Origin of the sequence: Streptomyces antimicrobicus, assembly GCF_020532625.1 — a bacterium.
Taxonomy (GTDB): domain Bacteria; phylum Actinomycetota; class Actinomycetes; order Streptomycetales; family Streptomycetaceae; genus Streptomyces; species Streptomyces antimicrobicus.
In genome coordinates this window covers 1-12662 of the sequence record NZ_JAJAUY010000166.1, presented here as the reverse complement: position 1 = coordinate 12662, position 12662 = coordinate 1, and the positions used below count along the sequence as shown (strand labels likewise).

General features: G+C 72.1%; 11 protein-coding genes. 9 read left to right on the top strand and 2 right to left on the bottom strand.

Features of this window, described 5'->3' with window-relative positions:
• Positions 1-640: 640 nt before the first annotated feature.
• The 9 genes from rpsB (at position 641) to LG632_RS26980 (ending at position 10358) form a co-directional block, all read left to right on the top strand.
• Positions 641-1495: a 30S ribosomal protein S2 gene (gene rpsB, locus LG632_RS27020; RefSeq protein ID WP_125642108.1), complete on the top strand. Its 855-nt coding sequence runs from the start codon at positions 641-643 to the stop codon at positions 1493-1495.
• A 134-nt stretch (positions 1496-1629) separates the two neighbouring features.
• A complete protein-coding gene (tsf, locus tag LG632_RS27015; protein ID WP_226730166.1) occupies positions 1630-2463 on the top strand; it encodes a translation elongation factor Ts in 834 nt (277 codons plus the stop codon).
• Positions 2464-2627: 164 nt separating this feature from the next.
• Positions 2628-3410, top strand: coding sequence for a UMP kinase (pyrH, locus tag LG632_RS27010; RefSeq protein ID WP_226730165.1), 783 nt, complete (start codon positions 2628-2630; stop codon positions 3408-3410).
• A 74-nt stretch (positions 3411-3484) separates the two neighbouring features.
• Positions 3485-4042, top strand: coding sequence for a ribosome recycling factor (gene frr / locus LG632_RS27005; RefSeq protein WP_226730168.1), 558 nt, complete (start codon positions 3485-3487; stop codon positions 4040-4042).
• Positions 4042-5025, top strand: a complete 984-nt coding sequence (locus tag LG632_RS27000; protein ID WP_226730164.1) for a phosphatidate cytidylyltransferase — start codon at positions 4042-4044, stop codon at positions 5023-5025. Before frr ends, LG632_RS27000 begins: the two co-directional genes overlap by 1 nt.
• Before the next feature lie 151 nt (positions 5026-5176).
• The gene (gene rlmN, locus LG632_RS26995) at positions 5177-6289 is read left to right on the top strand and encodes a dual-specificity RNA methyltransferase RlmN (RefSeq protein ID WP_226730163.1); all 1113 of its coding nucleotides are present in this window, start codon (positions 5177-5179) and stop codon (positions 6287-6289) included.
• A gap of 228 nt (positions 6290-6517) precedes the next feature.
• A complete protein-coding gene (locus LG632_RS26990) occupies positions 6518-7618 on the top strand; it encodes a thiamine ABC transporter substrate-binding protein (protein ID WP_226730162.1) in 1101 nt (366 codons plus the stop codon).
• Positions 7619-7704: 86 nt separating this feature from the next.
• Positions 7705-9318 carry an ABC transporter permease gene (locus LG632_RS26985; RefSeq protein WP_226730167.1) on the top strand — a complete coding sequence of 538 codons (1614 nt, stop codon included), beginning with the start codon at positions 7705-7707 and terminating at the stop codon, positions 9316-9318.
• A 5-nt stretch (positions 9319-9323) separates the two neighbouring features.
• A complete protein-coding gene (locus tag LG632_RS26980; protein ID WP_374203596.1) occupies positions 9324-10358 on the top strand; it encodes an ABC transporter ATP-binding protein in 1035 nt (344 codons plus the stop codon).
• 9 nt (positions 10359-10367) lie between these two features.
• Here LG632_RS26980 and LG632_RS26975 read toward each other — a convergent pair whose 3' ends face one another.
• Both LG632_RS26975 and LG632_RS26970 read right to left on the bottom strand, forming a co-directional pair.
• Positions 10368-11291, bottom strand: a complete 924-nt coding sequence (locus LG632_RS26975) for a DMT family protein (protein WP_226730160.1) — start codon at positions 11289-11291, stop codon at positions 10368-10370.
• Between the two features lie 73 nt (positions 11292-11364).
• Entirely contained in the window at positions 11365-12471 is a 1107-nt protein-coding gene (locus LG632_RS26970; protein ID WP_226730159.1) for an LOG family protein, read from the bottom strand.
• Positions 12472-12662 lie beyond the last annotated feature (191 nt).

Genomic DNA, 12662 nt, shown 5'->3' with positions numbered 1-12662 from the left:
GCCCCCAGCGCCGCAGGCGGCGTCCAACCCGGCCCCGTCACGGCCTTGGCCGCCGTGGGGCCAGCCGGGAGCAGGGGCCCAGCAGCGAGCTCCGGCCCGCCCCGGGGCTCGGGCGCGGGCACGTCCCCACCACCAGGCCCGCCCCCGGCCGGGCCCCCGGGCACGGCCCCCGCCGGGCCCCCGGGCGCGTCCCCGCCCCCAGCCACGGCCAGCGCCGCAGGCGGCGCCCAGCCCGGCCCCGTCACGGCCTTGGCCGCCGTGGGGCCGGCCCGGAGCAAGGGGGCGGGCCCCAGCCCCGGCCCGCCCCCGGGTGTCGGCCCCGCGGCAACCCCCACCGCCGCCGGGAGCAAGGTCAGCAGCAGAGTCAGGATGATCGTCGTCATGCCCCGCAGCGTCCCGCGCGGTCCCGGTCGCGCGGTCGGGGCTGTGGACGACGGGGCCGATGTGGACGGCCGCGTCACCCGGCACCGGTACGGGTCCCGTACACTTCTTGTGGCGATCCGGGTCACCGGGTCGACTTCGCACGCCCCAGCACCGGCCGGTCTCCCGGTCGGACGTCAGCGTCTCTCGGTCCCCTTCGGCGGGGGCAGGACGCGCCGGGGCGTCAGGAATGAAACCGAGAAACCAAGGAGATACGGCCATGGCCGTCGTCACGATGCGGGAGCTGCTGGAGAGCGGCGTCCACTTCGGTCACCAGACCCGTCGCTGGAACCCGAAGATGAAGCGCTTCATCTTCACCGAGCGCAACGGCATCTACATCATCGACCTGCTCCAGTCGCTGTCGTACATCGACCGCGCCTACGAGTTCGTCAAGGAGACCGTCGCGCACGGCGGCTCCATCATGTTCGTCGGCACGAAGAAGCAGGCGCAGGAGGCGATCGCCGAGCAGGCGACCCGCGTCGGCATGCCGTACGTCAACCAGCGCTGGCTGGGTGGCATGCTCACCAACTTCTCCACCGTCTACAAGCGCCTTCAGCGTCTGAAGGAGCTCGAGGCGATCGACTTCGAGGACGTGGCCGCCTCCGGCCTCACCAAGAAGGAGCTCCTGGTCCTCTCCCGCGAGAAGGCCAAGCTGGAGAAGACCCTCGGTGGTATCCGCGAGATGCAGAAGGTGCCGAGCGCCGTCTGGATCGTCGACACCAAGAAGGAGCACATCGCCGTCGGTGAGGCGCGCAAGCTCCACATCCCGGTCGTCGCGATCCTCGACACCAACTGCGACCCCGACGAGGTCGACTACAAGATCCCGGGCAACGACGACGCGATCCGTTCCGTCACCCTGCTCACGCGTGTGATCGCCGACGCCGTCGCCGAGGGCCTGATCGCCCGTTCCGGCGTTGCCGCCGGTGACTCGAAGCCGGGCGACAAGGCCGCCGGCGAGCCGCTCGCCGAGTGGGAGCGCGACCTGCTCGAGGGTGAGAAGAAGGCTGACGAGGCCCCGGCCGCCGCCGAGGCCCCGGCCGCCGAGGCTCCGGCCGCCGAGGCCGAGCAGGCCTGACCCTCTGAGAGCGCCCGGCGTTCACGTGCCGGGCACTCGCAGCACGGACGATGACGGCGGGGGAGACGCGTCACGAGCGCGGCTCCTCCGCCGTTCACCCGTAGATCTACGACTTCGAGAGAGAACAAGGACTCATGGCGAACTACACCGCCGCTGACGTCAAGAAGCTCCGCGAGCTCACCGGCGCCGGCATGATGGACTGCAAGAAGGCCCTGGAGGAGTCCGGCGGCGACGTCGACAAGGCCGTCGAGGCGCTGCGCATCAAGGGTCAGAAGGGCGTCGCCAAGCGCGAGGGCCGTTCCGCCGAGAACGGTGCCGTCGTGTCCCTCATCGCCGATGACGCCACCTCCGGTGTCCTCGTCGAGCTGAAGTGCGAGACGGACTTCGTCGCCAAGGGTGACAAGTTCCAGGACGTCGCCAAGGCCATCGCCGCGCACGTCGCCGCCACCAAGCCGGCCGACATCGCCGCCCTGCTCGCCTCCGAGATCGAGCCCGGCAAGACCGTCCAGGCGTTCGTGGACGAGGCCAACGCCAACCTCGGCGAGAAGATCGTCCTGGACCGCTTCGCGCAGTTCGACAACGGCTACGTGCACTCCTACATGCACCGCACCATGCCCGACCTGCCCCCGCAGATCGGTGTCCTGGTCGAGCTCGACAAGGAGAACGAGGTCGCCCGCGGCATCGCCCAGCACATCGCCGCCTTCGCGCCGAAGTACCTCTCCAAGGAGGACGTCCCGGCCGAGGTCGTCGAGTCCGAGCGCCGCGTCGCCGAGGAGACCACCCGCGCCGAGGGCAAGCCCGAGGCCGCGCTCCCGAAGATCGTCGAGGGCCGCCTGAACGGCTTCTTCAAGGAGGCCACCCTCCTCGGCCAGCCGTACGCGCTGGACAACAAGAAGACCGTCCAGCAGATCCTGGACGAGGCCGGTGTCACCCTGAAGCGCTTCACCCGCATCAAGGTCGGCATCTGAGTCCTGTCCGTACGCGACGGACACCCGGACCCCGGTAGGGTCTGAGGCAGTCGTCCGGCTCCGCGCAGGACGACCGCAGATCTGACGAGGAGGCCATTGCCGAAGAGGGAACCGCAAGGACCCACCGGCAATGGCCTTCTTCGTATGTGCACGAGGAGATCTCCATGAACCAGGGCGTGGACCCCCACACCGCATCCCACGACCAGAACGACCCCGACCGCAAGGGTGTTCGCCGCTTCCTGCTGAAGCTGTCCGGCGAAGCCTTCTCGGGCGGCGGCGGACTGGGTGTCGACCCCGACGTCGTGCACGCCATCGCGCGCGAGATCGCGGGCGTCGTCCGCGACGGCGCGGAGATCGCGGTCGTCATCGGCGGCGGCAACTTCTTCCGCGGCGCCGAACTGCAGCAGCGCGGCATGGACCGGGCCCGCTCCGACTACATGGGCATGCTCGGTACGGTCATGAACTGCCTCGCCCTCCAGGACTTCCTGGAGAAGGAGGGCATCGACTCCCGCGTCCAGACCGCCATCACGATGGGCCAGGTCGCCGAGCCGTACATCCCGCTGCGCGCCGTACGGCACCTGGAGAAGGGCCGCGTCGTGATCTTCGGCGCCGGCATGGGCATGCCCTACTTCTCCACCGACACCACCGCGGCCCAGCGCGCCCTGGAGATCGACGCCGAGGCGCTGCTCATGGGCAAGAACGGCGTGGACGGCGTCTACGACTCCGACCCGAAGACGAACCCGGACGCCGTCAAGTTCGACGCGCTGGAGTACGGCGAGGTGCTCGCGCGCGACCTGAAGGTCGCCGACGCCACCGCCATCACGCTGTGCCGCGACAACAAGCTCCCGATCCTCGTCTTCGAGCTGCTCACCGAGGGCAATATCGCCCGGGCCGTGAAGGGTGAGAAGATCGGCACGCTCGTGAGCGACCAGGGCACCCGGGCCTGAGCGCTCTGCCGGGCCGACGAACGCGCCCGGCCCGCCCGCCTGAACCATCCATTCAAGACATGCAGGAGCACGTGGTGATCGAAGAAATCCTCCTCGAGGCCGAGGAGAAGATGGAGAAGGCCGTCGTGGTCGCCAAGGAGGACTTCGCCGCGATCCGCACCGGGCGTGCGCACCCGGCGATGTTCAACAAGATCGTGGCGGACTACTACGGTGCGCTGACCCCCATCAACCAGCTGGCCTCCTTCTCGGTGCCCGAGCCGCGTATGGCCGTGGTCACGCCGTTCGACAAGAGCGCCCTGCGCAACATCGAGCAGGCCATCCGCGACTCCGACCTGGGCGTCAACCCCAGCAACGACGGCAACATCATCCGGGTCACCTTCCCCGAGCTGACCGAGGAGCGCCGCCGCGAGTTCATCAAGGTCGCCAAGGGCAAGGCCGAGGACTCCCGCGTCTCCATCCGCTCCGTGCGCCGCAAGGCCAAGGACGCCCTCGACAAGCTGGTCAAGGACAAGGAGGCCGGCGAGGACGAGGTGCGCCGCGCCGAGAAGGAGCTCGACGACACCACCGCGAAGTACGTCGCGCAGGTGGACGAGCTGCTCAAGCACAAGGAAGCCGAGCTGCTCGAGGTCTGATGAACGACTCTCCCTGGGCCGCGGAGCCGGTTCCGGCGGGTGCGGCTTATGATCGGGGGGCTGCCCTTCCGGGCGGCCCCCCGGTCCATACCGAGCTGCCGCCGCAGGAGCCCATGCCCACGCCACCTTCGCAGGCCCCGCAGGCCGCTTCCCAGCCACCGCCGAAGAAGCGGGCGGGGCGCGACCTGCGCGCTGCCATAGGGGTCGGCGTCGGCCTCGGTGCGGTGATCTTCGCATCGCTGTTCATCGTCAAAGAGGTCTTCGTCGGCGTCGTGGTCGTCGCGGTCGTCGTCGGCCTGTGGGAACTGACCTCGCGGCTCCAGGAGCGCAAGGGCATCAAGGCACCCCTGGTCCCGCTCGCCCTCGGCGGCGCGGCCATGGTCATCGCGGGCTACGTCAGCGGGGCCGAGGGGGCGTGGGTGGCCATGGCCCTCACGGCGCTCGCGGTGCTCGTGTGGCGGATGACCGAACCGCCGGAGGACTACCTCAAGGACGTCACGGCCGGTGTCTTCGCCGCGTTCTACGTGCCGTTCCTGGCCACGTTCGTGGCGATGATGCTGAAGGCCGAGGACGGTCCGCAGCGCGTGGTCACCTTCCTGCTGCTCACGGTCGTCAGTGACACCGGCGCCTACGCGGTGGGCTGGCGCTTCGGCAAGCACAAGCTCGCGCCCCGGATCAGCCCGGGCAAGACCCGCGAGGGCCTGTTCGGCGCCGTCGCCTTCGCGATGGCGGCCGGTGCGCTGTGCATGCAGTTCCTGATCGACGACGGGGCCTGGTGGCAGGGCCTCCTGCTGGGCCTGGCCGTGGCGGTCAGCGCCACGCTGGGCGACCTGGGCGAGTCGATGATCAAGCGGGACCTGGGCATCAAGGACATGGGCACGCTGCTGCCGGGCCACGGCGGCATCATGGACCGCCTGGACTCGCTGCTGCCCACGGCCCCCGTGGTGTGGCTGCTGCTGGCGGCCTTCGTCGGCACGGCCTGACGCCCGGTCCGCCGGCCCGGCGTACCCCGCCCGGGCCGCCCGGCGCACCCCGCCCGGTCCGCCGGGCCGGGCCGGTGCCGGGCGCTGCCGGTACCCTGGAAGGGCGCGCTGCTGATGCGGCGCGCCTTTCGTCTTACGAGGAGTACCTGCCATGGCCCGCCCCGCTCCGGGAGAGCTCACCTTCGTCGCGCCCCGCGGAGCCAAGAAGCCTCCGCGGCACCTCGCCGACCTCAGCCCCGCCGAGCGCCGTGAGGCGGTCGCCGCGATCGGTGAGAAGCCGTTCCGGGCCAAGCAGCTCTCCCAGCACTACTTCGCCCGCTACGCGCACGACCCGGCCGAGTGGACCGACATCCCCGCCGCCGCCCGCGAGAAGCTCCAGCAGGAACTGCTGCCGGAGCTGATGTCCGTCGTCCGGCACATCTCCTGCGACGACGACACCACCCGCAAGACCCTGTGGAAGCTGCACGACGGCACCCTGGTGGAGTCCGTCCTGATGCGCTACCCCGACCGGGTCACCATGTGCATCTCCTCGCAGGCCGGCTGCGGCATGAACTGCCCCTTCTGCGCCACCGGGCAGGCGGGCCTGGACCGCAACCTGTCCACCGCGGAGATCGTCCACCAGATCGTCGACGGCATGCGCGCCCTGCGCGACGGCGAGGTCCCCGGCGGCCCGGCCCGGCTGTCCAACATCGTCTTCATGGGCATGGGCGAGCCGCTGGCCAACTACAAGCGCGTCGTCGGCGCCATCCGCCGCCTGACCGACCCCGAGCCCGACGGCCTCGGCCTGTCCCAGCGCGGCATCACCGTCTCCACCGTGGGCCTGGTCCCGGCGATGCTCCGGTTCGCCGACGAGGGCTTCAAGTGCCGCCTCGCGGTCTCCCTGCACGCCCCCGACGACGAGCTGCGCGACACCCTGGTCCCGGTGAACACCCGCTGGAAGGTCCGCGAGGTCCTCGACGCCGCCTGGGAGTACGCCGAGAAGTCCGGCCGCCGGATCTCGATCGAGTACGCCCTGATCCGCGACATCAACGACCAGGCCTGGCGCGGCGACCTGCTGGGCCGGCTGCTCAAGGGCAAGCGGGTCCACGTGAACCTGATCCCGCTGAACCCGACCCCCGGCTCGAAGTGGACGGCGTCCCGCCCCGAGGACGAGCGGGCGTTCGTGCAGGCCATCGCAGGTCACGGGGTGCCGGTCACCGTCCGCGACACCCGTGGCCAGGAGATCGACGGAGCCTGCGGCCAGCTCGCGGCGAGCGAGCGGTAACCTGGCACCCGTACATCCACATATTCCGACAGGGGAGCGCCACAGCGCTGAGAGTGCGGCATCCGTCAGCCGCAGACCCTCAGAACCTTGCCCAGGTCATTCTGGGTAGGAAGTTCGGTCACCACCTCAAGCTGTTGCGCCCTGCCCGGGCGTCCGCTCCGTATCGCCAGATCGTCAGCGCCCGGGCAGGGCCGCGTCTTCTCCTGGTCCACTCCAGGAGGAATCACTTTGAGCACCACCAAGAAGCTGGCGGGCGGCGTGCTCGCCGCGGCCCTGGGCGTCACCGCGCTCACCGCGTGCGGCGGCGGGGACGCCGAGGACAAGGACGCCGCGAGCGGCTCCGGGCAGTCCAGGACCGTGACCCTGGTCAGCCACGACTCCTTCAACGTGACCGACTCGGTCCTCAAGGAGTTCGAGAAGACCTCCGGCTACACCGTCAAGGTGCTCAAGAGCGGGGACGCGGGCGCTGCCCTGAACGCGGAGATCCTCACCAAGGGCCACCCGCGCGGCGACGTCTTCTTCGGCGTCGACAACACGATGCTCTCGCGCGCCCTCGACAACGGGCTCTTCACGCCGTACGAGGCCAAGGGCCTGGCCGGGGTCAAGGACGAGGTCCAGCTCGACAAGGCGCAGCACCGGGTGACCCCGGTCGACTCCGGGGACATCTGCGTCAACTACGACAAGGCCTACTTCGCCGACAAGAAGATCGCCCCGCCGCAGACCCTCGACGACCTGGTCAAGCCCGAGTACAAGAACCTGCTGGTCACCGAGAACGCCGCGACCTCCTCGCCGGGCCTGGGCTTCCTGCTGGCCACCGTCGGCAAGTACGGCGACGAGGGCTGGAAGGACTACTGGAGCAAGCTCAAGGCCAACGGCGTCGAGGTCGTCGACGGCTGGGAGCAGGCCTACAACGAGCGCTTCTCCGGCTCCGCGGGCGGGAAGAAGGCCAAGGGCGACCGCCCGCTGGTGGTCTCCTACGCCTCCAGCCCCCCGGTCGAGGTGATCTACGGCGAGCCGCAGCCGGCCGAGGCGCCGACGGGCGTGGCCACCGGCACCTGCTTCCGCCAGGTGGAGTTCGCCGGCCTGCTCAAGGGCGCCCCGAACGAGGAGGGCGGCAAGGCCCTGATCGACTTCCTGGTGAGCAAGAAGTTCCAGGAGGACATGCCGCTTCAGATGTTCGTGAACCCGGTCCTGAAGGACGCGCAGCTGCCCGAGGCCTTCACGAAGCACGGTGTGGTCGTCGAGAAGCCGGAGAACGTCGCTCCGGAGGCGATCGCCGAGAACCGTGAGCAGTGGGTCAAGGCGTGGACCTCGCTCGTCGTGAAGTAGCCCGTCCGCGCGCCGGCGGTCCCGGGGGCGGGTCCCCCCGGGCCGCCGGCCGTCGGGGCCGGGCGACGGCGGTGCGGCTCGCCCTGATGGCGGTGCCGCTCGCCTTCTTCGGCCTCTTCTTCGCCCTTCCCGTCGCCGCGATCGTCGGGCGGGGCCTGCGGACCGACGCCGGCTGGCGGTGGGGCCGGATCGGTGAGGTGCTGACCCGGCCGGACATCGCCGACGTGCTGTGGTTCACCACGTGGCAGGCGCTGGTCTCCACCGCGCTCACGCTGCTGATCGCGCTGCCGGGCGCGTACGCCTTCGCCCGCTTGGACTTCCGCGGGCGGCACCTGCTGCGGGCGGTGGTGACCGTGCCGTTCGTGCTGCCGACCGTGGTCGTCGGCAGCGCCTTCCTGGCGCTGGTCGGGCGCGGCGGACTGCTGGACGAGCTGTGGGGGGTCCGGCTGGACACCACCGTCTGGGCGATCCTGCTCGCGCACGTCTTCTTCAACTACGCCGTCGTGGTCCGCACCGTCGGCGGCCTGTGGGCCCAGCTCGACCCGCGGCAGGAGGAGGCCGCACGGGTGCTGGGCGCGGGCCGGTTCGCCGCCTGGCGCCGGGTGACCCTGCCCGCCCTCGGGCCCGCCGTGGCCGCCGCCTCGCTGATGGTGTTCCTGTTCACCTTCAGCTCGTTCGGCGTCGTACAGATCCTGGGCGGGCCCTCGTACGCCACCTTGGAGGTGGAGGTCTACCGCCAGACGGCGCAGCTGCTGGACCTGCAGACCGCGGCCGTGCTGACGCTCGTGCAGTTCGCGGCGGTCGGGGCGATCCTCGGCGTGCACGCCTGGGCGGTGCGCCGGCGGGAGACCGCGCTGAAGCTGGTGGACCCGGCCCGCACCGCCCGCCCGCCGCGCGGCGTGGGCCAGCGGACGCTGCTGGGCGGGGTCCTGCTGACCGTCGCCCTGCTGATCGTGCTGCCGCTCGGCGTGCTGGTGGAACGCTCCTTCGACGCTCCCGGCGGCTACGGCTGGGACTTCTACCGGGCCCTCGGCGACGCCCGCGCCACCGGGACCTTCCTCGTGGCGCCGCTGGAGGCGATCGGGAACTCCCTGCGGTACGCGGGCGCGGCGACCGCGATCGCCCTGGTCGTCGGGGGGCTCGCGGCGGCGGCACTGGCCCGGCGCGGCGGCCCCTTCACGCGCGGCTTCGACGCCCTGCTGATGCTGCCGCTGGGCGTGTCCGCGGTGACGGTCGGCTTCGGCTTCCTGATCACCCTCGACGAACCGCCGCTGGACCTGCGGACCTCGTGGATCCTGGTGCCGCTGGCGCAGGCCCTGGTCGGCGTGCCGTTCGTGGTGCGGACCATGCTGCCGGTGCTGCGGGCGGTCGACGACCGGCTGCGGGAGGCCGCGGCCGTCCTCGGCGCGTCCCCCTGGCGGGCGTGGCGGGAGGTGGACCTGCCGCTGGTGCGGCGGGCGGTGCTGATCGCCGCGGGCTTCGCCTTCGCGGTCTCGCTCGGCGAGTTCGGCGCGACCGTCTTCATCGCCCGCCCCGACCGTCCCACCCTGCCGGTGGCCGTGGCACGGCTGCTCGGGCGGGCGGGCGAACTCAACTACGGGCAGGCCATGGCCCTGAGCACGATCTTGATGCTGGTGTGCGCGGTGTCCCTGCTGGTGCTGGAGCGACTGCGATCCGACAAGACCTCGGGAGAGTTCTGATGACGCTGCTCGCACTGGAGGAGATCACCGTCCGCTTCGGCGACCGGGCGGTCGTCGACGCGGTCGACCTCGACGTCGCCGAGCACGAGGTCGTGTGCGTGCTCGGACCCAGCGGCAGCGGCAAGTCCACCCTGCTGCGGGTGATCGCCGGCCTCCAGGCGCCGGACGGCGGCCGGGTCCGGCTCGGCGGCGCCGACCAGGCCGCCGTGCCGGCGCACCGGCGCGGGGTGGGCCTGATGTTCCAGGACCACCAGCTCTTCCCGCACCGCGACGTCGGCGGCAACGTCGCCTTCGGCCTGCGGATACGGGGCGCCCGGCGGGCCGCGTACGAGCCGCGGGTGGCCGAACTGCTGGAGCTGGTGGGTCTGCCGGGCGCGCAGCGCCGGGCGGTGGCCTCGCTCTCCGGCGGCGAGCAGCAGCGCGTCGCCCTGGCCCGGGCCCTGGCGCCCGAGCCGCGGCTGCTGATGCTCGACGAGCCGCTCGGCCAGCTCGACCGGGGCCTGCGCGAACGCCTGGCCGTCGAGCTGCGCGCGCTGTTCTCGCGCCTGGGTACGACGGTGCTGGCGGTCACCCACGACCAGGCCGAGGCCTTCGCCCTGGCCGACCGGGTGGTGGTGATGCGCGACGGCAGGATCGCGCAGGCGGGCAGCCCCCTGGAGGTGTGGCAGCGGCCCGCGTCGGAGTTCGTCGCCCGCTTCCTGGGCTTCGACAACGTGGTCCCGGCCACCGTCGCCGGGACGACGGCGACCACCCCGTGGGGCCCGGTCCCGGTGCCCGCCGGCTCCCCGCAGGGCGCGCACCAGGTGCTGGTCCGGCCCGCCGGGGTGCTGCTCGGCGATCCCGCGACCGGTGCGGGGAGCGGGCTGGACTGCGTGGTCGCGGCGCGGACCTTCCGCGGCACCCACGTCACGCTCACCCTGGAGCCGAGGACCGGGCCGGTCCTGGAGGCCGAGTGCGACCTGGCCGGCGCCCCGGCCGCCGGGGACCGGGTCACCGCCCGCTTCGCCCCGGCCGAGGTCGTCGTCCTGCCGGCCCCGTAGCCCGCCCCGCTACGGCACCGGGACGGCCTCCGGCTCCGGCTCCGGCGCGGGCGCGGGCACGGATGCGGGGGCGGCCTCGTGCTGGCCGAACCAGGCCACGGCCACCGCGCCGGCGACCGCCAGGACGAAGCCCGCGATCGCGAGCCAGGCGTAGCCGGCGCGGGAGGCGTCACCGAGCCACAGGACGCCGATCGCGCCGGGCAGCACGGTCTCGCCGACGACCAGGGCGGCGGTGGCGCCGTTCACCGAGCCGATCTGCAGGGCCACCGTGTGCAGGTACATGCCGCCGGTGCCGGCCAGCAGGATCGCGTAGAGGGCGGGGTCGGTCAGCAGCGCGCCCAGGTCGAAGGGGTCGATCCCGTTCAGCACCCGCACGCCGACACCGAGCGCCCCGAAGCCGAGGCCGGAGAACAGACCGGCCAGGATCGCGGCCCGGGCACCGAGCAGCCGGACGGCGACCGTCCCGCCGACGATGATCACCACCGTCACGGCGAGCAGCCACCAGTGGGTGGAGATCGGGGTGTGGCCGCTGCCCTCGGCGCCCGCGGCGGTCGCCAGCAGCACCAGCGCCCCGCAGACCACGCCGATGGAGGTCCACTCCTTGCGGTTCAGCCTGATGCCGAGCAGCTTCACGCTCAGCACGGCCGTGATCACCAGATTGGCGCTGATGACGGTCTGGGACAGGAACAGCGGCAGCAGCCGGGCGGCGAGCGCGCCGAGGCCGAAGCCGACGAAGTCCAGCACGGTGCCGACGATGAACTCCCAGGTCATCGCGGCCTTGGCGGTGGAGGCCAGATCGGGTCCGCCGTGCTGGGTGACCCCGGCGGCCGCCGGGGAGCTGCGGGCGGCCCGGCGGGAGCCCACGGCTTGGAGCACCGAGCCCGTGCCGTAGCAGATGGATGCCGCGATGGCGGTCAGCAGGCCTATGAGCACGAAGGGCTCCGTTCACGTCCGGCAGGTTTTGCGTACCTCTGCCAGACGGGAGAACGGGCTCCGAAGTTGCCTGTCAGGACGTGTTCATCGCGGCGAGGGCCGCCGGGACCTCCGAGACGGACTCCACCAGGGCGATCCGCGACTCCATCGACCGGGCCCGCGCCAGCGAGCGCAGCAGCGGCCACGCGGGCAGGTGCTCGGTCCAGTGCGCCCGGTCGACCAGCACCATCGGCGTCGGCTCGCCGCGCGAGGCGTAGTAGTTGGGCGTCGCGTTGTCGAAGATCTCCTGGACGGTGCCGGCCGCGCCCGGCAGGAAGACCACGCCCGCGTTCGAGCGGGCCAGCAGGCCGTCCTCCCGGGTGGCGTTCGCGAAGTACTTGGCGATGTGGCTGGCGAAGGCGTTCGGCGGTTCGTGCCCGTAGAACCAGGTCGGGATGCCGACCGAGGTCCCGCCGTCCGGCCGGCGCTCGCGCACCGCGAACGCGGCCTGCGCCCACTCCGTGACCGACGGGGTGAACGACGGCGCCTTGGCCAGCAGTTCCAGGGCCTCCGGCAGCGCCTCGTCGGGGGCGGGGGCCAGGTAGGCGCCCAGGTTGGCGGCCTCCATCGCGCCCGGCCCGCCGCCGGTCGCCACGGTCAGACCGCTGCGGGCCAGCGTCCGGCCGAGCTCGGCCGCGCCCCGGTAGTCGGCGCCGCCGCGGGCCATCGCGTGACCGCCCATCACCCCGACCACCCGGGCGCCTCGCAGGTGTTCGTCGAGCGCGTCGGAGAGGGTGTCGTCGTGGATGGCGCGCAGCATCGAGGACAGGACGTCACCGTCGGCCTTGGTCTGCTGGAACCAGGCGTAGGCCCGGGCGTCCGGGGTGGCCTCGTACCCGCCGGCGAGCGAGGCGAACAGCTCCTCGGGGGAGTAGAGCAGCCCCCGGTACGGGTCGACGGGGAGGTCCGGCACCGGAGGGAAGACCAGGGCGCCGTCCGCGCGGACCTTGGCCGCCGCGTCCGGCTCCATCGGGCAGCCGAGGAAGACGGCCGCGGAGGTGTCCGCGGACAGCAGGGCGAAGGTGCGTTCCAGCAGGTTGACCGACTGGATGCGGTAGCCGCTCAGCGAGCCCCGGGCGACCACGTGGTCGAACTCGGCGAGCGTCTCGATCTCGGACTCGGCGTTGTCTCGGTGGGCCACCCCGCCCACCCTACGGCGTCGTCACGGCGTCGTTCCCGAGCGGGTCAGCGCCAGGTACGTCAGCTGCGCCACGCCCCAGCACAGCGGCGCGCAGACGACGAGCACGGCGGTCGCCCGCAGCACGGCGGCGGTCCGCAGGACCCGCCCGGGGGTGCCGAGGCCCAGCAGTGCCTCGCGGGCCCCGGCCCGGG